The 23,998-nt window shown below is 64.5% G+C and carries 18 protein-coding genes; 13 read left to right on the top strand and 5 right to left on the bottom strand.

The window, feature by feature from the left end; translation table 11 throughout:
* Window positions 1-86: 86 nt before the first annotated feature.
* The 4 genes from gorA to KVP10_RS16365 all read right to left on the bottom strand — a co-directional run bounded on the left by gorA (window position 87) and on the right by KVP10_RS16365 (window position 5,439).
* A complete protein-coding gene (gene gorA / locus KVP10_RS16380) occupies window positions 87-1,439 on the bottom strand; it encodes a glutathione-disulfide reductase (RefSeq protein WP_217965697.1) in 1,353 nt (450 codons plus the stop codon).
* 83 nt (window positions 1,440-1,522) lie between these two features.
* Complete coding sequence (locus KVP10_RS16375; protein WP_217965696.1) at window positions 1,523-2,974, bottom strand: bifunctional 2-methylcitrate dehydratase/aconitate hydratase; 1,452 nt, start codon at window positions 2,972-2,974, stop codon at window positions 1,523-1,525.
* A 31-nt stretch (window positions 2,975-3,005) separates the two neighbouring features.
* A complete protein-coding gene (prpC, locus tag KVP10_RS16370; RefSeq protein ID WP_217965695.1) occupies window positions 3,006-4,184 on the bottom strand; it encodes a bifunctional 2-methylcitrate synthase/citrate synthase in 1,179 nt (392 codons plus the stop codon).
* A gap of 265 nt (window positions 4,185-4,449) precedes the next feature.
* Window positions 4,450-5,439, bottom strand: coding sequence for a malate dehydrogenase (locus tag KVP10_RS16365; RefSeq protein ID WP_217965694.1), 990 nt, complete (start codon window positions 5,437-5,439; stop codon window positions 4,450-4,452).
* 330 nt (window positions 5,440-5,769) lie between these two features.
* Between KVP10_RS16365 and KVP10_RS16360 the strand changes: the two genes are divergently transcribed.
* The 7 genes from KVP10_RS16360 (at window position 5,770) to KVP10_RS16330 (ending at window position 11,559) form a co-directional block, all read left to right on the top strand.
* On the top strand, window positions 5,770-6,540 hold the full coding sequence (locus KVP10_RS16360; protein WP_217965693.1) for a GntR family transcriptional regulator: 771 nt from the start codon (window positions 5,770-5,772) through the stop codon (window positions 6,538-6,540).
* A gap of 107 nt (window positions 6,541-6,647) precedes the next feature.
* Window positions 6,648-7,061 carry a succinate dehydrogenase, cytochrome b556 subunit gene (gene sdhC / locus KVP10_RS16355; RefSeq protein ID WP_217965692.1) on the top strand — a complete coding sequence of 138 codons (414 nt, stop codon included), beginning with the start codon at window positions 6,648-6,650 and terminating at the stop codon, window positions 7,059-7,061.
* 1 nt (window position 7,062) lies between these two features.
* Entirely contained in the window at window positions 7,063-7,446 is a 384-nt protein-coding gene (gene sdhD / locus KVP10_RS16350) for a succinate dehydrogenase, hydrophobic membrane anchor protein (protein WP_217965691.1), read from the top strand.
* 3 nt (window positions 7,447-7,449) lie between these two features.
* Window positions 7,450-9,225, top strand: a complete 1,776-nt coding sequence (sdhA, locus tag KVP10_RS16345; RefSeq protein ID WP_217965690.1) for a succinate dehydrogenase flavoprotein subunit — start codon at window positions 7,450-7,452, stop codon at window positions 9,223-9,225.
* 13 nt (window positions 9,226-9,238) lie between these two features.
* The gene (locus tag KVP10_RS16340) at window positions 9,239-9,955 is read left to right on the top strand and encodes a succinate dehydrogenase iron-sulfur subunit (RefSeq protein WP_217965689.1); all 717 of its coding nucleotides are present in this window, start codon (window positions 9,239-9,241) and stop codon (window positions 9,953-9,955) included.
* 18 nt (window positions 9,956-9,973) lie between these two features.
* The gene (locus KVP10_RS16335) at window positions 9,974-10,234 is read left to right on the top strand and encodes an FAD assembly factor SdhE (protein ID WP_217965688.1); all 261 of its coding nucleotides are present in this window, start codon (window positions 9,974-9,976) and stop codon (window positions 10,232-10,234) included.
* 20 nt (window positions 10,235-10,254) lie between these two features.
* Window positions 10,255-11,559: a citrate synthase gene (locus tag KVP10_RS16330; protein WP_217965687.1), complete on the top strand. Its 1,305-nt coding sequence runs from the start codon at window positions 10,255-10,257 to the stop codon at window positions 11,557-11,559.
* A 103-nt stretch (window positions 11,560-11,662) separates the two neighbouring features.
* Here KVP10_RS16330 and KVP10_RS16325 read toward each other — a convergent pair whose 3' ends face one another.
* The gene (locus KVP10_RS16325; RefSeq protein ID WP_217965686.1) at window positions 11,663-13,960 is read right to left on the bottom strand and encodes an NADP-dependent malic enzyme; all 2,298 of its coding nucleotides are present in this window, start codon (window positions 13,958-13,960) and stop codon (window positions 11,663-11,665) included.
* 584 nt (window positions 13,961-14,544) lie between these two features.
* Between KVP10_RS16325 and KVP10_RS16320 the strand changes: the two genes are divergently transcribed.
* From KVP10_RS16320 to KVP10_RS16295, 6 genes are all read left to right on the top strand, one after another.
* Window positions 14,545-17,415, top strand: coding sequence for a 2-oxoglutarate dehydrogenase E1 component (locus KVP10_RS16320; protein WP_217965685.1), 2,871 nt, complete (start codon window positions 14,545-14,547; stop codon window positions 17,413-17,415).
* A gap of 31 nt (window positions 17,416-17,446) precedes the next feature.
* Complete coding sequence (odhB, locus tag KVP10_RS16315; RefSeq protein WP_217965684.1) at window positions 17,447-18,667, top strand: 2-oxoglutarate dehydrogenase complex dihydrolipoyllysine-residue succinyltransferase; 1,221 nt, start codon at window positions 17,447-17,449, stop codon at window positions 18,665-18,667.
* Window positions 18,668-18,818: 151 nt separating this feature from the next.
* Entirely contained in the window at window positions 18,819-20,246 is a 1,428-nt protein-coding gene (gene lpdA / locus KVP10_RS16310) for a dihydrolipoyl dehydrogenase (RefSeq protein ID WP_217965683.1), read from the top strand.
* 176 nt (window positions 20,247-20,422) lie between these two features.
* Window positions 20,423-21,514, top strand: coding sequence for a cell division protein ZapE (zapE, locus tag KVP10_RS16305; protein ID WP_217965682.1), 1,092 nt, complete (start codon window positions 20,423-20,425; stop codon window positions 21,512-21,514).
* A 42-nt stretch (window positions 21,515-21,556) separates the two neighbouring features.
* Window positions 21,557-22,888, top strand: a complete 1,332-nt coding sequence (locus KVP10_RS16300) for a tryptophan--tRNA ligase (protein ID WP_217965681.1) — start codon at window positions 21,557-21,559, stop codon at window positions 22,886-22,888.
* Window positions 22,889-22,993: 105 nt separating this feature from the next.
* The gene (locus KVP10_RS16295; protein ID WP_217965680.1) at window positions 22,994-23,998 is read left to right on the top strand and encodes an iron ABC transporter substrate-binding protein; all 1,005 of its coding nucleotides are present in this window, start codon (window positions 22,994-22,996) and stop codon (window positions 23,996-23,998) included.

Here is a 23,998-nt window from a genome sequence, read left to right as displayed (position 1 = left end):
GCAGAAGCATCTCGCATCCGGCGGGCGCCGCGGCGCTGCCAGCCCGGCGCCGCGTCCGGGCGCTGAGCCCGCCGGCGCCGCCGCGCCTAGCGCATGGTCACGAATTCTTCGGACGCCGTGGGATGGATCGCCACGGTATCGTCGAAGTCCTTCTTGGTGGCGCCCATTTTCAGCGCCACGGCAAAGCCCTGCAGCATTTCGTCCATGCCGAAGCCGATGCCGTGTATGCCGACGATGCGTTCTTCCTTGCCCACGCACACCAGCTTCATGCGCGCCGGCTGGCGATGCCGGGTCACCGCCGTGTACATGGCGGTGAATGACGATTTGTACACCTTGACTTCGGCGTCGCCGTACTTGGCGCGGGCCTCGGGCTCTGTGAGCCCGACCGTGCCGATGGGCGGGTGGCTGAACACCACGGTCGGGACGTTTTCGTAGTCCAGGTGCTCGTCGAGCCTGCCGTTGAACAGGCGTTCCGACAGGCGGCGCCCGGCCGCCACCGCTACCGGGGTCAGTTCCAGTTGGCCGGTGATGTCGCCGACCGCGTAGATGCCCGGTACATTGGTGTTCTGGTATTTGTCGACCTTGACGTAGCCGTGTTCGTCCAGCGTCACGCCGGCCGCGGCCAGGCCCAGGCCGGATGTGTCCGGCTCGCGGCCGATCGCCCATACCAGGCAGTCCACGGTCTGGCTGCCGCCGTCCTGCAGCTTCAGCGTAAGGCTGCCGTCTGCGTTCTTTTCCACGGCCTGCGGGATCGCCTGGCGGTGCAGCGTGGGGCCTTCGGCCTGCATGACTTCGACCAGGGTTTCGGCCAGCAGCGGATCGAAGCTGCGCAGCGGCATGTCCCTGCGCACGAACAAATGTGTCTCGGAGCCCAGCGCGTTCAGCACCCCGGCCAGTTCGACGGCGATATAGCCGGCGCCGACGACCGCGGTGCGCTTGGGCATTTCATCCAGGGCAAAGAAGCCGTCCGAGTCTATGCCGTGTTCCGCGCCGGGGATGTCCGGGCGGCTGGGACGGCAGCCGGTGGCTATCAGGATGTGATCGGCCGACAGGCGCTCGCCTGCGACTTCGATGGTGTGGGCGTCGACGAAGCGCGCGAAGCCCGCGACCATGTCCACCTTGTTCTTGTCCAGCCCGGTTTCATACGACTTGTGGATGCGCTCGATGTAGGCGCTGCGGTTGTGCACCAGCCGCGCCCAGTCGAAACGGTTCACCGTAGTGTCGTAGCCGTAATCGGGGCCGTAGACGCGGATCGCCTCGGCGACCTGCGCGGCGTGCCACATGACCTTCTTGGGCACGCAGCCCACGTTGACGCAAGTGCCGCCGATTTCCTTGCTTTCGATCAGCGCGCATTTCAGGCCGTACATTGCGGCGCGGTTGACGGACGCGATGCCGCCGCTGCCCGCGCCGATCGCAATGTAGTCGTAGTGTCTGGTCATGGGCTTCCTTCCGATATGCGCCGCGCCCGCGGCGCCCGGTGACACTATAGCCGACACCGGGCCGCGGGCGCGGCGCGTCCCGGCTAGATGACGTACAAGTCCACGTACTCGTGCACCGGCATGGCCTCGAGCGTCTTCTGGTCCAGGGACGCGTCGAGGATGCGCTGCTGCTGGCGGGCGGGGAACTGGCGCGCCAGGTTGGTGCGGAACTTGGCTTCGAGCAGGGGGATGCCTTCCTTGCGGCGGCGCTTGTGGCCGATCGGGTATTCGCAGACGATCTCGTCGAGCTTGCTGCCGTCCTTGAATTCCACGGTCAGGGCATTGGCGATCGAGCGCTTTTCCGGATCGTGGTAGTCGCGGGTGTAGGCCGGGTCTTCGACGCAGACGATCTTGTCGCGCAGCGCATCGATGCGCGGGTCGGCGGCCACCGAGTCTTCGTAGTCGGCGGCGGTCAGGCGGCCGAAGAGCACCGGCACGGCCACCATGTACTGGATGCAGTGGTCGCGGTCGGCCGGATTGTTCAGCGGGCCCTTCTTGTCGATGATGCGGATGCAGGCCTCGTGCGTGCGGATGGTGATCTTCGCGATGTCGTCGGCCGACTTGCCCGCCGCCTTGAGCTTGTCGTGGATCTGCATGGCGCATTCCACCGCGGTCTGCGAGTGGAATTCGGCCGGGAACGAGATCTTGAACAGCACGTTTTCCATCACGTAGCTGCCGTAGGGGCGCTGGAACTTGAAGGGCTGGCCCTTGAACAGCACGTCGTAGAAGCCCCAGACTTTGGCGCTCAAGACCGACGGGTAGCCCATCTCGCCGGTGCGGGCCATCAGCGCCAGGCGCACGGCGCGGCTGGTGGCGTCGCCCGCGGCCCAGCTCTTGCGGCTGCCGGTGTTGGGGGCGTGGCGATAGGTGCGCAGGCTCTGGCCGTCGACCCAGGCGAGCGACACGGCGTTCAGCGTCTCGTCGCGAGTCAGGCCCAGCATCTGCGAAACCACTGCGGTGGAGGCCACCTTGACCAGCACCACGTGGTCCAGGCCGACCTTGTTGAAGGAATTTTCCAGCGCGATGCAGCCCTGGATCTCGTGCGCCTTGATCATGCCCGTGAGCACGTCGCGCATCTTCAGGGCCGGCTTGCCGGCGGCCACCGCGGTGCGCGAGAGCCAGTCGGCGGTGGCCAGGATGCCGCCCAGGTTGTCGGAAGGATGGCCCCATTCGGCGGCCAGCCAGGTGTCATTGAAGTCGAGCCAGCGGATCATGGCGCCGATATTGAACGCGGCCTGCACCGGGTCGAGCTGGAACTGGGTACCCGGCACCTTGGCGCCGTTGGGCACCACGGTGCCTTGCACGATGGGCCCGAGCAGCTTGCGGCAGGCCGGGTATTCGAGCGCCTCGAGGCCGCAGCCCAAGGTGTCGATCAGGCAGTTGCGCGCCGTTTCGTAGGCCAGATCGCTCTGGATCTTGTAGTCGAGAACGTAGTCGACGATGTCGACCAGCACCTGGTCGGGCGCGGGCCGCACGTTCGAGATATGCGAAGACATGGAGAGAGGTTTCCTGGTTCGGGGTCTGGAATTACTTGCGCTTTTCGATGGGCACGAACTTGCGGTCTTCCGGGCCCACGTAGTTGGCGGTGGGGCGAATGATCTTGTTGTCGACGCGCTGCTCGAGGATGTGCGCGGACCAGCCCGCGGTGCGTGCGATGACGAACAGCGGCGTGAACATGGCGGTGGGCACGCCCATCATGTGGTACGAGACGGCCGAGAACCAGTCCAGGTTGGGGAACATCTTCTTGGCGTCCCACATCACGGCCTCGAGCCGCTCGGCAATGTCGAACATCTTGGTATTGCCTTGCTTGCGCGAGAGCTTGCGGGCGACTTCCTTGATGACCTTGTTGCGCGGGTCGGAAACGGTGTAGACCGGGTGGCCGAAGCCGATGACGACTTCTTTGTTCTCGACGCGGCGGCGGATGTCGGCCTCGGCCTCGTCGGGCGAGTCGTAGCGCTTTTGCACTTCGAAGGCGACTTCGTTGGCGCCGCCGTGCTTGGGCCCGCGCAGCGCGCCGATGCCGCCGGCGATGGCCGAATACATGTCCGAGCCGGTGCCGGCGATGACGCGGCAGGTGAAGGTCGAGGCATTGAATTCATGCTCGGCGTACAGGATCAGCGAGGTGTGCATGGCGCGCACCCAGTCGTTGCTCGGCTCGGTGCCGTGCAGCAGGTGCAGGAAATGGCCGCCTATGCTGTCGTCGTCGGTCTGCACGTCGATGATGCGGCCGTTGTGGCTGTAGTGGTACCAGTACAGCAGCGCCGAACCCAGGCTGGCCATGAGGCGGTCGGCGATGTCGCGCGCGTCGGGCGCGTTGTGATTGTCTTTCTCGGGCAAGATGCAGCCCAGCACGGAGGCGGCGGTGCGCATCACGTCCATGGGGTGGCTGGCCGCCGGCAGCGCTTCCAGCGCGCTTTGTAGTTCGGCGGGCAGGCCGCGCAGCTTGCGCAGCTTCTGCTTGTAGGCTGCCAGTTCGGCCTTGGTCGGCAGCTTGCCGTGGATCAGCAGGTGGGCGATTTCCTCGAATTCGCAGGTGTCGGCCAGGTCGAGGATGTCGTAGCCGCGGTAGTGCAGGTCGTTGCCGCTGCGGCCCACCGAGCACAGTGCGGTGTTGCCGGCCGCCACGCCCGATAGCGCGACGGATTTCTTGGGCTTGAAAGCGGGTGCGGGAGCGGGGGTGGGGGTCTTCGTTGCTTTGCTGGCCATGTCTCAAACTCCTGGAAAGGTCGATGGAATCCGTTTTGATGCGCGGGGCTGCCGTCTTGGGGCCGTGGCCGGGGCCGCGCGGCCTTGCGGCCGAGTGCTCCTTGCCGCGCGGTCGCGGCGCCTTGCCGCCGTGTCGCGGCGGCCGTGAACGCGGCCGGCCCGAGGCCTGCCGCGCCGGCGCCTGGGCGTCGCGCCCTTCGGGGCAGCTCGCCCCGGAGGATATAAAACAAAGGCCCGCTGCCGGGCCTTTGCGCTTGCTGTTGCTTTACTTCAGCAGGTCCTTCACGCCGTCGCGCTCTTCGAGCAGTTCCTTCAGGGTGAAATCCATGCGTTCACGGGAGAAGGCGTCGATCTCGAGGCCGGTGACCCGGGTGTATTCGCCGTTGACGGTGGTGACCGGCACACCGTACAGGATGCCTTCGGGGATGCCGTAGGAACCGTCGGAGGGCACGCCCATGGTGACCCACTTGCCGTTGCTGCCCAGGATCCAGTCGTGCACATGGTCGATGGCGGCATTGGCGGCCGAGGCGGCCGAGGACAGGCCGCGCGCGTCGATGATGGCGGCGCCGCGCTTGCCCACGGTGGGGATGAAGGTTTCGCGGTTCCACTTGTCGTCGTTGATCAGCTTGGCCAGGCTCTGGCCGCCGACGGTGGCGTAGCGGTAGTCGGGGTACATGGTGGGCGAGTGATTGCCCCAGACGATCAGCTTTTCGATGTCGGCCACGGCCTTGCCCGACTTGGCCGCCAGTTGCGACAGCGCGCGGTTGTGGTCCAGGCGCAGCATGGCGGTGAAGTTCTTGGAAGGCAGGTCGGGCGCCGACTTCATGGCGATGTAGGCATTGGTGTTGGCGGGGTTGCCGACCACCAGCACCTTGACGTTGCGGCTGGCCACGTCGTTCAGGGCCTTGCCCTGGGCGGTGAAGATCTGGGCGTTGACGTGCAGCAGGTCCTTGCGCTCCATGCCGGGGCCGCGGGGGCGGGCACCCACCAGCAGGGCCACGTCGGCGTCCTTGAAGGCTTCGCGCGGATCGCTGTGCGCGGTCATGCCGGCCAGCAGCGGGAAGGCGCAGTCGTCGAGTTCCATCATGACGCCCTTGAGCGCCTTCTGGGCTTTTTCGTCGGGGATTTCCAGCAGTTGCAGGATGACGGGCTGGTCCTTGCCTAGCATTTCGCCGGAGGCGATGCGGAACAGCAGGGCGTAACCGATCTGGCCGGCTGCGCCGGTGACGGCGACGCGCAGGGCGGGTTTGGACATGAACAATCTCCGGTTGATGAGGGTGAAGGATGAAGAAAAATCACCCGACAGTTTAATCCTTTGCAATGGCGCGGGGCGGCCGGCAATGCGGGCCGGGACGCGAGTTGCGCGGCGGCTCGCCCGTGCCCGGAGCGAGGTCCGGGCGCCCGGGGCGCCGAGGCCGCGCGCACGCCGCCCGCGAGGCAGGCCCGCATCAGCGAAGATTAGTGGAAATTGACGTTAACGTCAACCATTCTTATATCTTATATAAGAGTGTTAGACAGGAGCGCCGCTACGTGCGAAAATGGCGGACGTTCTCCACGACGGGTCTTGCGCCCACTTCCCGCAACAATGCCAGACATCCCCTTGTCCGATCGCAGTCCCGGTGCTCCGCGCGCTGCGGGCAGCGCGGCGTTCAGCCCGCTGTACCAGCAGATCAAGGGCCTGTTGCTGCAAAGCCTGGACCGCGGGGAATGGAAGCCGGGCGAAGCGATTCCCAGCGAATTCGATCTCGCGGCGCGCTTCCAGGTCAGCCAGGGCACCGTGCGCAAGGCCATCGACGAACTGGCTGCCGAAAACCTGCTGCTGCGGCGCCAGGGCAAAGGCACTTTCGTCGCCACCCACAATGAGGCGCGGGTGCGTTATCGCTTCCTGCGGCTCACTCCCGACGAGGGCAGGCCGCCGGTATCCGGCAGCCGCATCCTCGAATGCCGGCGCGTCAAGTCGGCCCCGGACGTCGCCCGCCTGCTCGACTTGCGCATGTCCGAGACCGTGGTCAATCTGCGCCGCGTGCTGTCCTTCGACCAGGTGCCCACGATCCTGGACGATATCTGGCTGCCGGGCGCGGTATTCCGCGGCCTGACCGCCGAATCCCTGGCCCGCTATCGCGGTCCCTTGTACGCCTTGTTCGAGTCCGAATTCGGCGTGAGCATGGTGCGCGCCGAAGAAAAGATCAAGGCGGTGCGCGCGGGGGCCGAACCCGCCGAACTGCTGCAGGTGCCCGAGGGCGAGCCGCTGCTGCAGGTCGAGCGCGTTTCCTATACCTACGGGGATCGCCCCATGGAATTGCGCAGGGGTTTGTACCTGACCGAGCACTTCCATTACAGAAACAGTTTGAATTGAAAAGGGTTTTGCCAGCAATGCCGTACTGATTTGATACCGCCCCACCAATCGGCGAAAATACTGGCTGCTCTTTGCCAAAAGTTACTTGTCATAAATCCGAGGCTCATATGTCCGACTCAGCTTCCAAGCCGCGTCCGCAGTTCCGCAACCTCAGCATCCCCCAGATCCTGAGCTATCGGCTGCCGCTCGCGGGCAAATCGTCAATCCTGCACCGCGCCAGCGGGGCGCTATTGTTTCTCTGTCTGCCTCTGGTGATCCTGCCGCTGTTCGCACTGAGCGTGACCTCGCCCGATTCCTTCGCCGCCATGAAGGCCTACACCGCCAACCCGGCCTGTAAAGTGGTCCTGCTGGTGCTGTTGTGGGGTTATCTGCATCATTTCTGCGCCGGCATCCGCTATCTCACTCTGGACCTGCATATCGGCAACGACAAGATCACGGCACAGAAAAGCGCCGGTATCGTGTTCGGCGTCAGCCTGGCTCTGACCATCGTGTTCGGTCTCAAACTTTTCGGAGCCTGGTAATATGGCCTCACAAGAACGCATCGGCACGCATCGCCTGGTCGTAGGCGCCCATTACGGTTCGCGCGACTTCCTGGTCCAGCGCATGACCGCCATCATCATGGCGGTCTATACCCTGATCCTCATCCTGTCCATCATCTTCTCGCCCAGCCTCGACTTCCAGAGCTGGCGCCACATATTCACCTTCCACTTCTTTGCGATACCCCTGGGGCAGTTGCTCGCCACGCTGGCCTTCATGTCCCTGGCCTGGCACGCATGGATAGGCGTGCGCGACATCTGGATGGACTACGCCAAGCCGGCCGGCGTGAGGCTGCTGCTGGAAGTCCTGACCGCGCTGTGGCTGGTCGGGTCCGTCGTCTTTTTCGCAAAAATTCTCTGGAGTCTCTGAGCCGTGGCTGCTGTCAAAAATTCCCTACCCCGCCGTCAGTTCGATGTGGTGGTCGTAGGCGCCGGCGGGGCCGGCATGCGCTGCTCTTTGCAACTGGCGCAGGCGGGCCTGTCGGTGGCCGTGCTGTCCAAGGTGTTCCCGACGCGCTCGCACACCGTCGCCGCCCAGGGCGGCATCGGCGCTTCGCTGGGCAACATGAGCGAGGACAACTGGTACTGGCACATGTACGACACCGTCAAGGGTTCCGACTGGCTCGGCGACCAGGACGCCATCGAATTCATGTGCCGCGAGGCGCCCAATGCGGTCTACGAGCTCGAGCACTTCGGCATGCCCTTCGACCGCAATCCCAACGGCACCATCTACCAGCGCCCGTTCGGCGGCCACACCTCCAATTTCGGTGAAAAGCCCGTACAGCGCGCCTGTGCGGCGGCCGACCGCACTGGCCACGCGCTCTTGCATACGCTATACCAGCGCAATGTGGCGGCGCGCACCCAGTTCTTCGTCGAATGGATGGCGCTCGACCTGCTGCGCAACGAGGCCGGCGACGTGCTGGGCGTGACCGCCCTCGAAATGGAAACCGGCGACATCTACGTGCTGGAAGCCAAGACCACGGTGCTGGCCACCGGCGGCGCCGGCCGTATCTGGGCGGCCTCCACCAATGCCTTCATCAATACCGGCGACGGCCTGGGCATGGCCGCCCGCGCCGGCCTGCCGCTGCAGGACATGGAATTCTGGCAGTTCCACCCCACCGGCGTGGCCGGCGCGGGCGTGCTCATCACCGAGGGCGTGCGCGGCGAGGGCGGCATACTGCTCAACAAGGATGGCGAGCGCTTCATGGAACGCTATGCGCCCACCCTGAAAGACCTGGCCCCGCGCGACTTCGTCTCGCGCTCCATGGACCAGGAAATCAAGGAAGGCCGCGGCTGCGGCGACGGCTCCCACGTGGTGCTCAAGCTCGATCACCTGGGCGCCGAAACCATCAACAAGCGCCTGCCGTCGATCCGCGAGATCGCCATCCGCTTCGCCAACGTCGATCCCATCAAGGAACCCATCCCTGTGGTTCCCACCATTCACTACCAGATGGGCGGCATCCCTGCCAATTACAACGGCCAGGTCGTGACCACCAAGGATGGCCAGACCAAGGTCGTCAACGGGCTGTACGCTATCGGCGAGTGCGCCGCGGTCTCGGTGCACGGCGCCAACCGCCTGGGCACCAATTCCCTGCTCGACCTGGTGGTTTTCGGCCGCGCCGCGGGCAACCATATCGTCGCCTCGCATCCCGAGCGCCAGCATTCCCACCAGCCCATTCCCGAATCGTCCATCGACTATTCGCTGGATCGCGTCAACAAGCTGGAAAGCCGTACCTCGGGCGAAAAGGTGCAGGATGTCGGCAACGCCATCCGCGTTTCGATGCAGCATCACTGCGGCGTGTTCCGCACCATGAAGCTGCTCAACGAAGGTGTCGACCAGATCGAAGAGCTCGCCAAGCGCGTGGACAATATCGCCTACCAGGACAAGTCCAAGGTCTTCAATACCGCTCGCGTCGAGGCCCTGGAACTGACCAACATGATCGAGGTCGCGCGCGCCACCACCAAGTCGGCCGCCAATCGCAAGGAAAGCCGCGGCGCGCAAGCCCTGAGCGATTACCCCGAGCGCGACGATGTCAACTGGCTCAAGCACACCCTGTGGTACTCCGAAGGCAGCCGCCTGGACTACAAGCCGGTGCAGTTGAAGCCTCTCACCGTAGAGACCTTCCCTCCGAAAGCGCGGACCTTCTAAGCAGGACACTGAAATGAGCGAAAAACGCAAAGTGAAATTCGAGATCTACCGTTACGATCCCGACAAGGACGAACGTCCGTATATGCAGAAGCTCGAGGTCGAGCTGGAACCCACCGACAAGATGCTGCTGGACGCCATCCTGCGCATCAAGAACGACGTCGACGACAGCCTGGCGCTGCGCCGTTCGTGCCGCGAGGGCGTGTGCGGCTCCGACGCCATGAACATCAACGGCAAGAACGGCCTGGCGTGCATCACCAACCTGCGCGAACTGAAGGAACCCATCGTCCTGCGGCCGCTGCCGGGCCTGCCCGTGGTGCGCGACCTCATCGTCGACATGACGCACTTCTTCAATCAGTACCACTCGATCAAGCCTTACCTCATCAACGACCAGCCGCCGCCCGAAAAAGAGCGCCTGCAGAGCCCCGAGGCCCGTGAGGAACTCAACGGCCTGTATGAATGCATTTTGTGCGCCTGCTGTTCGACCGCTTGCCCGTCCTTCTGGTGGAATCCCGACAAGTTCGTCGGCCCTGCCGGCCTGCTGCAGGCTTATCGTTTTATCGCCGACAGCCGCGACGAAGCGACGGAAGATCGCCTGGACAACCTCGAGGATCCATACCGCCTGTTCCGCTGCCACACCATCATGAACTGTGCGGACGTGTGTCCGAAGGGCCTGAATCCGTCGGCTGCGATCGGCAAGATCAAGGAACTTTTGGTTCGCCGCAGTATCTAGTCTGGTACCGGCGCTTCGATGAAAACCTTGTCCGAGCTGGAACGTGCCCGCCTCAGATGGCGGGCGCGGCGCGGTTTGTTGGAAAACGACCTGATCATCACCCGGTTCCTGGATCGGTATGAAAACCAGTTGACCGATACCGATGTATCGGCACTGACACAGCTGTTCGAAATGGGCGATAACGAATTGCTCGATGTCCTGCTGGGCCGCTCGCAGCTAGAGGGGGAATACGACACCTCCGATCTGCGGCGCCTGGTCGGGCAAATGCGAGAGCTGTAAAACTTTTGAGGAATATCGCAATGAAACTATCGGATAAAAAAGCCACGCTATCCTTTTCCGACGGCAGCCCTTCGGTGGACTTTCCCGTCTACAAGGGCACGATAGGCCCGGATGTCATCGACATCCGCAAGTTGTACGGCAAGACCGACATGTTCACCTACGACCCGGGCTTCCTGTCCACCGCGTCGTGCGAATCGGCCATCACCTATATCGACGGCGACAAGGGCGAACTCCTGTATCGCGGATATCCCATCGAACAGCTCGCAGTGAACTGCGACTACCTGGACATCTGCCACCTGATTCTCAACGGCGACCTGCCGAACGCCGCGCAGAAGGCCGATTTCGACTCGCTGGTCACGCACCACACCATGGTGCACGAGCAGCTGCATTTCTTCCTGCGGGGCTTTCGCCGCGATGCGCACCCCATGGCCGTGCTCACCGGCCTGGTCGGCGCGCTGGCTGCCTTCTATCATGATTCCACCGACATCACCAACGCGCATCATCGCGACGTCTCGGCCATCCGCCTGATCGCCAAGATGCCCACGCTGGTGGCCATGGCCTACAAGTATTCGCAAGGCCAGCCCTTCATCTATCCGCAGAACGACCTGTCGTACACCGCCAACTTCGTGCGCATGATGTTCGCCACGCCTTGCGAAGACTACAAGGTCAACGATGTGGTCGTGCGCGCCCTGGACCGCATCTTCATCCTGCACGCCGATCACGAGCAGAACGCTTCCACGTCCACGGTGCGCCTGTGCGGCTCGTCGGGCACCAACCCCTTCGCGGCCATAGCCGCCGGCGTGGCGTGCCTGTGGGGCCCGGCCCACGGCGGCGCCAACGAGGCTTGCCTGCAGATGCTCGAACACCTGCAAGCCAACGGCGGCATCGAGAAGGTCGGCGCGTTCATGGAACAGGTCAAGGACAAGAATTCGGGCGTGCGCCTGATGGGCTTCGGCCACCGCGTCTACAAGAACTACGACCCGCGCGCCAAGCTGATGCAGCAGACTTGCAAGGAAGTATTGTCGGCGCTCGGCCTGGAAAAAGATCCGCTGTTCAAGCTGGCCATGGAACTCGAACGCATCGCGCTGGAAGACCCGTATTTCGTCGACCGCAAGCTGTACCCCAACGTCGACTTCTACTCGGGCATCGTGCAGCGCGCCATCGGCGTGCCGACCTCGATGTTCACGGCCATCTTCGCCCTGGCCCGCACCGTGGGCTGGATCGCCCAATGGAACGAAATGCTGTCCGACCCCGACTACAAGATTGGCCGTCCGCGCCAGTTGTACGTCGGTTCCGCCGTCCGCGACGTGCCCAAGAAGCGCTGATCCGGCAAACCGCGCCGGCCTTGCCGGGGGCTGCGGCCCTCGCGCTGCCGGCCAAGGAAAAGGGCCCCTCGTCGAGGGGCCCTTTGCGCATGCGGCTTGCGGCTTACTTGCTCGCCTGCGCCGCTTCTTGCTGCGCGTCCACCACCGCCAGCGCCGTCATGTTGACGATGCGCCGCACCGTGGCGCTGGTGGTCAGGATGTGCACGGGGCGCGCCGCGCCCAGCAGCACCGGGCCCATCGCCACCCCGTGGCTGCCGGTCATCTTCAGCATGTTGTAGGTGATGTTGCCGGTGTCCAGGTTGGGCGTGATCAGAAGGTTCGCCGGGCCCTTGAGCGTCGAATCCGGATACGCCTTGAGGCGGATTTTTTCGGACAGGGCCGCATCCGCGTGCATTTCGCCGTCGACCTCGAGCTGCGGCGCGCGCTGCGAGATCAGTTGCCGCGCCTGCGCCATCTTGCGCGAAGACTCGGTGGGACGGCTGCCGAAATTGGAATGCGACAGCAGGGCGATCTTGGGCGCGACGCCGAAGCGCTGGATTTCCTCGGCGGCCAGGATGGTCATGTCGGCGATTTGCTCGGCGCTGGGGTTTTCATTGACGTGCGTATCGCACACGAACAGAGTCTGTTCGGGCAGCATCAGCACGTTCATGGCGGCATAGGTCTGCGCGCCGGGCTTGAGCCCGATGACCTGCTCGACATACTTGAGCTGATTGTCGTAGCGGCTGCCGACGCCGCACAGCAGCGCGTCGCCGTCGCCGCGCCGCAGCAGCATCACGCCGATCAGCGAATTGTGCTTGCGTATCATCGCCTTGGCGATCTCGGGGGTGACGCCCTCGCGGCCCATCAGCTTGTAGTAGGCGGTCCAGGTTTCGTTGAAGCGCTCGTCGTCCTCGGGGTTGACGATCTCGATGTTCTCGCCGGCGACCAGGCGCAGCCCGAATTTTTCGATGCGCATCTGGATCACCGCCGGGCGGCCGATCAGGATAGGATGGGCGATGTTCTCGTCGACCACCGTCTGCGCCGCGCGCAGCACCCGCTCGTCCTCGCCGTCGGCGTAGATCACGCGCTTGGGCGCGGTCTTGGCCTGCATGAACAGCGGGCGCATCAACTGGCCCGTGTGATACACCAGGCTCATGAGCTTCTGGCGGTAGGCCTCGAGGTCTTCGATGGGGCGGGCGGCCACGCCCGAGGCGGCGGCCGCGGCCGCCACCGCCGGCGCGATCTTGACGATCAGGCGCGGATCGAAGGGCTTGGGAATGATGTAGTCGGGGCCGAAGGAGAGTTCCTGGCCGGCGTAGGCATTGGCCACCTCGTCGTTCTGCTCGGCTTCGGCCAGCTCGGCGATTGCCTTCACGCAGGCGAGCTTCATTTCTTCATTGATGACCGAAGCGCCCGCATCCATGGCGCCGCGGAAGATGAAGGGGAAGCACAGCACGTTGTTGACCTGGTTCGGGTAGTCGGAACGCCCGGTGGCCACGATGCAGTCGGGGCGAGCCGCCTTGGCGACCTCGGGGCGGATTTCCGGTTCCGGATTGGCCAGGGCCAGGATCAGCGGGCTGGGCGCCATGGTCTTGACCATTTCCGCCGTCAGCAGGCCGGGGGCCGAGCATCCCAGGAACACGTCGGCGTCGCGGCAGACATCGGCCAGGCTGCGGGCGTCGGTGTCCTGCGCATAGCGCGCCTTGTTGGGTTCCATATTAGCCTCGCGGCCCTTCCAGATCACGCCGCGCGAATCGGCAACGTAGATGTTGGAACGCTGCACACCCAGGTGCACCAGCAGGTCCAGGCAGGCGATCGAGGCTGCGCCCGCGCCTGAACACACCAGCTTGACTTCGCCGATTTTCTTGCCCACTACCTTCAGGCCATTGAGGATGGCGGCCGAGGAAATGATTGCCGTGCCGTGCTGGTCGTCGTGGAACACGGGGATCTTCATGCGCTCGCGCAGCTTCTTTTCAATATAGAAGCACTCGGGCGCCTTGATGTCCTCGAGATTGACGCCGCCCAGTGTGGGTTCGAGCGCCGCGATGATGTCGACCAGCTTGTCGGGGTCGGTTTCGTTCAGCTCGATGTCGAACACGTCGATGCCGGCGAATTTCTTGAACAGGCAGCCCTTGCCTTCCATGACGGGCTTGGCCGCCAGGGGGCCGATATTGCCCAGGCCCAGCACCGCGGTGCCGTTGGTGACCACCCCCACGAGGTTCGAGCGCGAGGTGTAGCGCGAGGCCGCGGGCTCGCCTTCTTCGTGGATGGCCATGCAGGCCACGGCCACGCCCGGGGAATAGGCCAGCGACAGGTCGTCCTGGTTGGCCAGGGTCTTGGTGGGGGTGACGGAAATCTTGCCCGGCGTGGGGTAGGCGTGATAGTCGAGGGCTAGTTTGGCGAGATCGGCTTTGGCGTCCATTATGAAAAACTCCGAATGCAGGTGATACAGGAAATACAGATACGGGAAATACAAATGCGGTAATAGTTGATTAGTTGATTGCGGCGATATGTCGAATAGGGGAGGGTCTGCGGCGCTACGGCGGCGGGGCGGGAATCAGGGCCGGGGCGGCGAGGCCGACGGCAGCGGCGGGGGACGCAGCGGGCAGGGCGCAGGCCCCGGCGCGTCCGGGCGGCAGGCCGCCGGGGCGGGGGACGTGAACATGCGGGGGCTCTTTCCGGCGCGGATCATCGGGTGCGTGATATTGCGTTATTTGCGTATTTCAGCAGAGTTTGCCGCCGTGTGGTTTTGCAACGCAATATGGGTTTGTCCGGCAAGCAAGGACGAAGTGTTTGTTAATGTCAACGCCCGGCCTGTGGTTTTGGCCCATTTGCCGCCTTTGTCGTGTGTATGCGCTGGGTTCGGCGTTATACTACCGCGAATACGGCTAATCAAGGCGTCGTACGTTGCCTTCTGCCCCGCTATCCGCTAACCGGTCTGGCCGTGTCGCGGAAGGTTTTCCTGCATCATAACGAGTGAGACACTCGGCTAGGTGAAGCGCACAAATGTCATCGGAAACAGAACTCCAATCCAATTCTTATCTATTCGGCAGTAATGCTCCCTACGTAGAAGAACTCTACGAATCCTATCTGGCCAACCCCGGCTCGGTCACCGACGCCTGGCGTGAATATTTCGACCAGCTCCAGCACCTGCCCGCCACCGATGGCCGCGAAATCACCCGCGACCAAGCCCATGCTCCGATCATCGAATCGTTCGCGCAACGGGCCAAGGCCAATGCCTTCGTCACCCGCGCCCAAGAGCCCGATCTGTCGGTCGCCAGCAAGCAGGTCAATGTCCAGTCGCTGATCGCCGCCTACCGCACGCTGGGCTCGCGCCTCGCCCAGCTCGATCCGCTCAAGCGCCACGAACAGCCCGATATCCCCGAGCTCGATCCCAGCTTCTACGGTTTGACGGAAGCCGACCTCGACCAGGTCTATGCGGCCACCAATACCTATTTCACCAAAGCCGACACCATGACCATGCGCGACATGCTCAAGGCTTTGCGTGACACGTATTGCCGCGACGTGGGCGCCGAATTCATGTATATATCCGACCCGGCGGCCAAGCGCTGGATCCAGGAGCGCCTCGAATCCACCGGCGGGGTGCCCGCCTACACGCCCCAGGAAAAGCGCCACATCCTGCAGCAGCTCACCGAGTCCGAAGGGCTCGAGCGCTTCCTGCATACCAAGTACGTGGGGCAGAAGCGCTTCTCCCTCGAAGGCGGCGAAAGCTTCATCGCCTCGATGGACGAAGTCGTCAACCATGCCGGCGAAAACGGCGTGCAGGAACTGGTGGTGGGCATGGCCCACCGCGGCCGGCTCAACATGCTGGTCAACATCATGGGCAAGATGCCCGGCGACCTGTTCGCCGAATTCGAAGGCAAGCATGCCCAGGGCCTGACCGACGGCGACGTCAAGTACCACAACGGCTTTTCCAGCGACCTGTCCACGCGCGGCGGCCCGGTGCATTTGTCGCTGGCCTTCAATCCCTCGCACCTGGAAATCGTCAACCCGGTGGTCGAAGGCAGCGTGCGCGCCCGCCAGGACCGCCGCGGCGACCACGAAGGCCGCGAAGTCCTGCCCGTGCTGGTGCACGGCGACGCAGCCTTCGCCGGCCAGGGCGTGATCATGGAAACCCTCAACCTGGCGCAGACTCGCGGCTACGGCACCGGCGGCACGCTGCACATCGTCATCAACAACCAGATCGGCTTCACCACTTCCGACCCGCGCGACACCCGCTCGACGCTGTATTGCACGGACGTGGTCAAGATGATCGAGGCGCCGGTGTTCCACGTCAACGGCGACGATCCCGAGGCCGTGGTGTATGTCACCCGCCTGGCGCTCGACTACCGGCTGCAGTTCCACCACGACGTCGTGGTCGACATCGTGTGCTATCGCAAGCTGGGCCACAACGAGCAGGACACTCCGTCCCTCACCCAGCCGCTCATGTACAAGAGCATCGGCAAGCATCCCGGCACCCGCAAGCTGTATGGCGACAAGCTGGTCGCGCAAGGCGTGCTGGCCGAGGGCGAACCCGACCAGATGGTCAAGGACTACCGCCAGCTCATGGAAGACGGCCAGCGCACCATCGAACCGGTGCTCACCGATTTCAAGAGCAAGTATTCCACCGACTGGGCGCCATTCCTGGGCGCCAAATGGACCGACAATGCCGATACCGGCGTGCCCGTGGCCGAACTCACCCGCATCGGCGAGCGCATCACCACCGTGCCCGACGACTTCACGGTGCATCCCCTGGTGCAGAAGCTCCTGAACGACCGCCGCAACATGGCGCGCGGCGAAATGAAGCTCGACTGGGGCATGGGCGAGCACCTGGCCTTCGCCACGCTGGTGGCTTCGGGGTATCCGATCCGCATCACCGGCCAGGACTCCGGGCGCGGCACTTTCTCGCATCGCCACGCCGTGCTGCACGACCAGAAGCGCGAGCGCTGGAACGACGGGGTGTATATCCCGCTGCAGAACGTGTCCGAAGGGCAGGCCCCCTTCACCGTCATCGATTCCGTGCTGTCCGAAGAGGCGGTGCTGGGCTTCGAATACGGCTATGCGTCGGCCGAGCCCAACACCCTGACCATCTGGGAAGCCCAGTTCGGCGACTTCGCCAACGGCGCCCAGGTCGTGATCGACCAGTTCATCGCCTCGGGCGAAGCCAAGTGGGGCCGCCAGTGCGGCCTGACCCTGATGCTGCCGCATGGCTACGAAGGGCAGGGCCCCGAGCACTCCTCGGCGCGCATCGAGCGTTTCCTGCAACTGTGCGCCGATAACAACATCCAGGCGGTGCAGCCCACCAACAGCGCGCAGATCTTCCATGTGCTGCGGCGCCAGATGATCCGCCAGTTCCGCAAGCCGCTGATCCTGTTCACGCCCAAGTCGCTGTTGCGCAACAAGGATGCCGCTTCCGACCTGGCCGACCTGGCCAACGGCCATTTCATGCCGGTGCTGGGCGAGCAGGATCCTTCCATCCAGCCTGGCGACGTCAAGCGCGTGCTGGCGTGCTCGGGCAAGGTCTACTACGACCTCGTGCATGCCCGCAAGGAAGCCGGCCGCGGCGACGTGGCCATCCTGCGCGTCGAGCAGCTCTATCCCTTCGCGCACAAGGCCTTCCAGGCCGAACTGCAAAAATATTCCAAGGCCAAGGAAGTCGTCTGGGTCCAGGACGAACCCCAGAACCAGGGGGCCTGGTTCTATGTCCAGCATCATTTGTACGAGAACATGGCTGAAGGGCAGCGCCTGGGCTATAGCGGCCGGCCGCCTTCGGCTTCGCCCGCGGTGGGCTACCTGGCCAAGCACCAGGAGCAGCAGAAGAGCCTGATCGAAGCGGCGCTGGCCGCCAAGTTCAAGGGCTTCATGCTTACGAAATAACCGAATACCTTCAAATAACGGATTGAAAATCATGGCTATTACTGACGTTCTCGTTCCTCAGCTTTCGGAGTCTGTATCCGAGGCGACGCTGCTCACCTGGAAGAAACAGCCCGGGCAGGCCGTGGAAGCCGACGAAATCCTGATCGAAGTCGAGACCGACAAGGTCGTGCTGGAAGTGCCCGCGCCGGCCTCCGGCGTGCTCAAGGAAATCGTCAAGGGCGACGGCAGCACCGTCACCGCCGGCGAAGTGCTGGCACGCATCGACACCGATGCCAAGGCCGCCGCAGCCCCGGCTGCAGCCGCTGCGCCCGCGCCGGCTGCGGCTCCGGCAGCCGCTCCCGCGGCCGCCGCTGCACCGGCCCCCGCCGCTTCGGCCATCGCTTCGCCCGCCGCCGGCAAGATCCTGGCCGACAAGGGCGTGGACCCTGCCTCGGTCGAAGGCAGCGGCAGGGGCGGGCGCATCACCAAGGGCGACGCCCTGGCTGCAGGCGCAGCCCCCGCGGCCAAGCCCGCCGCCGCGCCGGTCGCGCCTCCCACCCTGTCGCTCGACGGCCGTCCCGAACAGCGCGTGCCCATGAGCCGCCTGCGCGCCCGCGTGGCCGAGCGCCTGCTGCAATCGCAAGCTGAAAACGCCATCCTGACGACCTTCAACGAGGTCAATATGCAGGGCGTCATCGACCTGCGCAGCAAGTACAAGGAAAAATTCGAAAAAGAACACGGCGTCAAGCTCGGCTTCATGTCCTTCTTCGTCAAGGCCGTGGTCGCCGCGCTCAAGAAGTACCCGGTGGTCAACGCCTCGGTCGACGGCAAGGACATCATCTACCACGGCTACTTCGACATCGGCATCGCGGTGGGCAGCCCGCGCGGCCTGGTGGTGCCCATCCTGCGCAATGCCGACCAGATGTCGATCGCCGATGTCGAGAAGCAGATCGCCGACTTCGGCGCGCGCGCGCGCGACGGCAAGCTGGGGCTCGAAGAGCTCACCGGCGGGACCTTCTCGATTTCCAACGGCGGCGTGTTCGGCTCGATGCTGTCCACGCCCATCATCAACCCGCCGCAAGCGGCGATCCTGGGCATACACGCCACCAAGGACCGTGCCGTGGTGGAAAACGGCCAGATCGTGATTCGTCCCATGAACTACCTGGCCCTGTCCTACGACCACCGCCTCATCGACGGCCGCGAAGCAGTGCTGGCGCTGGTGGCCATCAAAGAGGCGCTCGAAGATCCCCAGCGCCTGCTGCTCGAGGTCTGAGCAAGCTGTTGCAAGGCGGCGCCGGCGAACCGCGCGACGGATCGCGGCGCCTGGCCGGCGCGGCCGCCATCGGCCGCCTGCGCCGGTGCGCGTGCGCACCGGCCCCCCGCGCATCGATCCCGCGCATCAACCCCTATAGCGAGTAAAGAACATGGCTAAACAATTCGACGTAGTCGTCATCGGCGCCGGGCCGGGCGGGTACATAGCCGCCATACGCGCCGCCCAACTGGGCATGAGCGTGGCCTGCATCGACGCCTGGAGCACCGGCGACGGCAAGCCCGCCCCTGGCGGCACCTGCACCAACGTGGGCTGCATTCCGTCCAAGGCCTTGCTGCAGTCTTCCGAACACTACGAGCAGGCCACGCATCATTTCGCCGAGCACGGCATCGAGATCAAGGGCGCCACGCTCAAGCTCGACACGCTGCTCGGCCGCAAGAACAATGTGGTCAAGCAGAACAACGACGGCATCTTGTACTTGTTCAAGAAGAACAAGGTGACGTTCTTCCACGGCATGGGTTCCTTCGCCGCGCAGGTCGACGGCGGTTGGTCGATCAAGGTGTCGGGCGCTTCCGAAGAAGACCTGGTTGCGCGCCATGTCATCGTCGCCACCGGCTCTTCGCCGCGTGCGCTGCCCGGCGCGCCCTTCGACGAGAAGCAGATCCTGTCCAACGACGGCGCGCTGTCCATACCCGAAGTGCCCAAGAAACTGGGCGTGATCGGGGCCGGCGTGATCGGCCTGGAGCTGGGCAGCGTGTGGCGCCGCCTGGGCGCCGAGGTCACGATCCTCGAGGCGCTGCCCGAATTCCTGTTGGTGGCCGACCAGCAGGTCGCCAAAGAGGCGCAGAAGGCCTTCGCCAAGCAGGGCCTGGCCATACACACCGGTGTCAAGATCAACGAAGTCAAGACGGCGGCGCGCAACGTCACCATCTCGTACAACGACGCCGCCGGCGCCGAACAGAAGCTCGTGGTCGACAAGCTCATCGTCTCCATCGGCCGGGTGCCTCGCACCGAAGGCCTGGGCGCCGAAGTGGTCGGCCTGAAGCTGGACGAGCGCGGCTTTGTCGCGGTCGACGAAGACTGCCGCAGCAACCTGCCCAATGTCTGGGCGGTGGGCGACGTGGTGCGCGGGCCGATGCTGGCCCACAAGGCCGAGGAAGAAGGCGTGGCCGTGGCCGAGCGTATCGCCGGCCAGCACGGGCATGTGAATTTCGGCACGATTCCTTCGGTCATCTACACCTCGCCGGAAATCGCCTGGGTCGGCAAGACCGAGCAGCAGCTCAAGACCGAGGGCCGCGAGTACAAGGCCGGCAGCTTCCCGTTCCTGGCCAACGGGCGCGCGCGGGCGCTGGGCGACACCACCGGTTTCGCCAAGATCCTGGCCGATGCCAAGACCGACGAAGTGCTGGGCGTGCACATCATCGGGCCCATGGCTTCCGAGCTGATCTCCGAAGCGGTCACCATCATGGAATTCCGCGGCGCGGCCGAAGACATCGCCCGCATCTGCCACGCGCACCCGACCCTGTCGGAAGCCGTGAAAGAAGCTGCCCTGGCGGTGGACAAGCGGGCGCTTAATTTCTAAACCGCGCCTTCATGCCGCCGCGGTGCGGATGCGAACAGGGCGGACACTGGTCCGCCCTGTTTACGTGTGCGCCGCGAGCATACCCCGGCGCCGTCCGCCCGGCCGTTGCGGCGGCCGCGCGGGCGAGATACTAAAATCCGCCTAGCCTCGATTCCCGATCCCGATTACCGAACCCCATGAACGTACGCGAGTATTACCAGCAGGCGCTGGCGCAACACGGCTACCGTCCCGATTCGGCGCAACTGGCCGCGGTCGAGCGGCTGCAGCGCTATTACGACGACTGGGTGGCGTACCGGCGGGCGCGTGCCACGCGGCTCAAGCGCATGTTCAATCACCCGGAGGTGCCGCGCGGCGTCTACCTGTGGGGCGACGTGGGGCGGGGCAAGAGCTTCCTGATGGATGCTTTCTACCTGACCGTGCCGGTCAAGCGCAAGACGCGCCTGCACTTCCATGAGTTCATGCAGGGCGTGCACCGCGAGCTCCAGGAGGTCAAGGGCAGGGAAAATCCCCTGGACGAAGTGGCCAGGCGGGTGGCGCGCCGCTACCGCCTGATATGCTTCGACGAGTTCCATGTGTCGGACATCGCCGATGCGATGATCCTGTACCGGCTGCTGCTGCGCCTGTTCGAGGCCGGCGTGTCGTTCGTGATGACCTCGAACTACGAGCCTTCGACCCTGTATCCCGATGGACTGCAGCGCGAGCGCCTGCTGCCGGCCATCGAGCTGATCCGCCAGCGCATGGACATCCTCAACGTGGACGGCGGCGTCGATTACCGCCGCATCACGCTGCAGCAACTGCGCATGTACCATACCCCCATCACGGCCCAGACCAATGCCGAGCTGCGCGAAGCCTTCGAGCGCCTGTCGGATACCGCGCCGCAGGATCCGATGCTGACCGTGGCCAATCGCCCGCTCAAGGCGATCGCGGTCAGCGGCAGCGTGGCATGGTTCGACTTCGCCACGCTGTGCGGCGGCCCGCGCTCGCAGATCGACTACCTGGAACTGGCCAGCCGCTTCCATACCGTGATTCTGTCGGACGTACCGTGCATGGGGCCGCGCCATGCTTCCGAGGCGCGGCGTTTTACCTGGCTCGTCGACGTGTTCTATGATCACAGGATCAAGCTGATCATTTCGGCCGAATGCGAGCCCGACCAGCTCTACACCCATGGGGCGCTGGCCCACGAATTCGTGCGCACCGTCTCCCGCATCATGGAGATGCAGTCGCCCGAATACCTGCAGGCCGAACGCCGGCAGGCCGCCACGCTCTGACCCGCCCCCGCGATTCAACCATTGCTCAAACATCCTCTCGCCATGAACACCCGCGTATTGACAGGCATCACCACCTCCGGAACTCCCCACCTGGGCAATTATGCGGGGGCCATACGCCCGTCCATCCGCGCCAGCACGCAGGCCGGCGTCGACGCCTTCTTCTTCCTGGCCGACTACCATGCCTTGATCAAGTGCGACGATCCGCAGCGCATCGCGCGCTCGCGCCTGGAAATCGCCGCCACCTGGATCGCGGCGGGGCTGGACGTGGAACGCGTCACCTTCTACCGCCAGTCCGACCTCCCCGAGATCCCGGAACTGTGCTGGATGCTGACCTGCGTCACCGCCAAGGGCCTGATGAATCGTGCGCATGCCTACAAGGCCTCGGTGGACCAGAACCTGCTCAAGCAGGTCGACCCCGACGACGGCGTCACCATGGGCCTGTTCTCGTATCCCATCCTGATGGCCGCCGACATCCTGATGTTCAATGCCAACAAGGTGCCGGTGGGCCGCGACCAGATCCAGCACCTGGAAATGACGCGCGATATCGCGCAGCGCTTCAACCATTTGTACGGCGGCGAATACTTCGTGCTGCCCGAAGTGCAGATCGAAGAGGACGTGGCGACCCTGCCGGGGCTGGACGGGCGCAAGATGTCCAAGAGCTACGACAACACCATCCCGCTGTTCGAGGGCGGCGCCCGCGCGCTGCGCGCCGCGGTGCTGCGCATCGTCACCGATTCGCGCGCGCCCGGCGAGCCCAAGGACGCGGAAGGCTCGCACCTGTACACCATCTACCGCGCTTTCGCCAGCACCGCGGAATCGGCGCAGTTCCGCGCCCAGCTAGAGCAGGGCCTGGGCTGGGGCGACGCCAAGCAGTTGTTGTGCGAGCGTATCGAACAAGAACTGGCGCCCATGCGCGAGCGCTACGCCGAGCTGATGGCCAAGCCCGAGCGCATCGAGGACATCCTGCAAGCCGGCGCGGCCAAGGCGCGCAAGCTGTCCGGGCCCTTCATGGCGCGGCTGCGCGAGGCCGTGGGGCTGCGTGCCCCTGCCAAGCCGGCTGCCCGGGGCGCAGCCAAGGACAAGGGGGCGGCGGGCGGCAAGGCGCGCTTCGTCAGCTTCCGCGACGAGCAGGGCCTGTTCCGCTTTCGCCTGTTGGGCACCGACGGCCAGGAGCTGCTGCTGTCCGAGACTTTCGACGATCCCAAGGCCGCGGGCCGTGTCATCCAGGCCTTGCGCGGCAGCGCGCTCGACGAACTGTTGAGCCTGGACGGGCAATCGGCGGCCCTCAGCGTCGAGGGCAGGGTGGTGGTGCGTCTGGCCGCCGAGCATCTGCCGCAAGTGCGCGAGGCATTGGCCGAACTGGCTGCGCAATAGCCATGGCGTAGCGCGGCAACGGCGGCGCGGCGCATTTGACGCAGTGTGTCCTCAATGAAATAATAAAAACAATAATCATTCTCAAACCCAAGAGTGCGAATTTCCATGAACATACTGTCCAGCAAATTCTGGGCGGCGGCTTCTTTTTCCGTCGCTGCCGTCTTCGGTGCGCAAGCGGGCGCGCAGACCCTGGTGATATACAACGGCCAGCACAAGGTCACCGCGCAGGGCGCGGCCAAGGCCTTCGAAAAGGCCACCGGCATCAAGGTGGAACTGCGCAACGGCTCCAGCTCGCAACTGGCCAATCTGCTGGTCGAGGAAGGCGCCAAGTCGCCGGCCGATCTGTTCTATTCCGAAGAAACCCCGCCGCTGGCCGCACTGGCCGAGAAAGGGCTGCTCGCGCCCATAGATCCCAAGACCCTGGCGCTGCTGCCGGGCGACTACCACGCCGCCAACGGCGACTGGATGGCCACCTCGGCGCGCACGCGCGTGGTGGCCTACGACAAGGCCAAGCTCAAGCCCAGCCAGCTCGAGCCTTCGGTGCTGGATTACGCCACCGCCAAGTGGGCCGGCAAAATCGGTTTCGTGCCCACCAGCGGGGCATTCCAGGAACAGGTCGTGGCTATCGCCAAGCTCAAGGGGCGCGATGCCGCGCTGGCCTGGCTCAAGGGCCTGAAGAAATACGGCAAGGCCTACAACAAGAACATGGCGGCGCTGCAAGGCGTGGAGCGCGGCGAGGTCGAAGTCGCGCTCATCAACAACTATTACTGGTATGCGCTGGCCAAGGAAAAGGGCGCCAAGAACATGCATTCGGCGCTGGACTACGTCGGGCACAAAGACCCCGGCGCGCTCATCACCTTCTCGGGCATAGGCGTGCTCAAGGCCAGCAAGCACCAGGAACTCGCGCAGAAGTTCGTGGCCTTCCTGGCCAGCCCGCAGGGGCAGCAGACCATCGTCGACGACGTGGCCGAATATCCCGTGAACCACAGCATCAAGTCGCCCTTCGACCTGAAGCCGTTCAGCGAGCTCGATCCTCCGGCCATATCGCCCGCCGACCTGGGCGACGCGCACGAGGCCACCGAGCTGATCCGCGAAGCCGGCCTGAGCTAG

This window comes from Candidimonas humi (genome assembly GCF_019166065.1).
Taxonomy (GTDB): domain Bacteria; phylum Pseudomonadota; class Gammaproteobacteria; order Burkholderiales; family Burkholderiaceae_B; genus Candidimonas; species Candidimonas humi.
The sequence above is the reverse complement of the archived record's forward strand: the minus strand, read 5'-3'. Positions and strand labels throughout refer to the sequence as shown.

What these genes read in the sequence shown, in the direction of transcription:
- gorA (WP_217965697.1), bottom strand. Translation starts at nt 1,439, where the DNA reads ATGACCAGACACTACGACTACATTGCGATCGGCGCGGGCAGCGGCGGC.
- KVP10_RS16375 (WP_217965696.1), bottom strand. Translation starts at nt 2,974, where the DNA reads ATGTCTTCGCATATCTCGAACGTGCGGCCCGCGCCCGACCAGGTGCTG.
- prpC (WP_217965695.1), bottom strand. Translation starts at nt 4,184, where the DNA reads ATGGCCAGCAAAGCAACGAAGACCCCCACCCCCGCTCCCGCACCCGCT.
- KVP10_RS16365 (WP_217965694.1), bottom strand. Translation starts at nt 5,439, where the DNA reads ATGTCCAAACCCGCCCTGCGCGTCGCCGTCACCGGCGCAGCCGGCCAG.
- KVP10_RS16360 (WP_217965693.1), top strand. Translation starts at nt 5,770, where the DNA reads ATGCCAGACATCCCCTTGTCCGATCGCAGTCCCGGTGCTCCGCGCGCT.
- sdhC (WP_217965692.1), top strand. Translation starts at nt 6,648, where the DNA reads ATGTCCGACTCAGCTTCCAAGCCGCGTCCGCAGTTCCGCAACCTCAGC.
- sdhD (WP_217965691.1), top strand. Translation starts at nt 7,063, where the DNA reads ATGGCCTCACAAGAACGCATCGGCACGCATCGCCTGGTCGTAGGCGCC.
- KVP10_RS16340 (WP_217965689.1), top strand. Translation starts at nt 9,239, where the DNA reads ATGAGCGAAAAACGCAAAGTGAAATTCGAGATCTACCGTTACGATCCC.
- KVP10_RS16335 (WP_217965688.1), top strand. Translation starts at nt 9,974, where the DNA reads ATGAAAACCTTGTCCGAGCTGGAACGTGCCCGCCTCAGATGGCGGGCG.
- KVP10_RS16330 (WP_217965687.1), top strand. Translation starts at nt 10,255, where the DNA reads ATGAAACTATCGGATAAAAAAGCCACGCTATCCTTTTCCGACGGCAGC.
- KVP10_RS16325 (WP_217965686.1), bottom strand. Translation starts at nt 13,960, where the DNA reads ATGGACGCCAAAGCCGATCTCGCCAAACTAGCCCTCGACTATCACGCC.
- KVP10_RS16320 (WP_217965685.1), top strand. Translation starts at nt 14,545, where the DNA reads ATGTCATCGGAAACAGAACTCCAATCCAATTCTTATCTATTCGGCAGT.
- odhB (WP_217965684.1), top strand. Translation starts at nt 17,447, where the DNA reads ATGGCTATTACTGACGTTCTCGTTCCTCAGCTTTCGGAGTCTGTATCC.
- lpdA (WP_217965683.1), top strand. Translation starts at nt 18,819, where the DNA reads ATGGCTAAACAATTCGACGTAGTCGTCATCGGCGCCGGGCCGGGCGGG.
- zapE (WP_217965682.1), top strand. Translation starts at nt 20,423, where the DNA reads ATGAACGTACGCGAGTATTACCAGCAGGCGCTGGCGCAACACGGCTAC.
- KVP10_RS16300 (WP_217965681.1), top strand. Translation starts at nt 21,557, where the DNA reads ATGAACACCCGCGTATTGACAGGCATCACCACCTCCGGAACTCCCCAC.
- KVP10_RS16295 (WP_217965680.1), top strand. Translation starts at nt 22,994, where the DNA reads ATGAACATACTGTCCAGCAAATTCTGGGCGGCGGCTTCTTTTTCCGTC.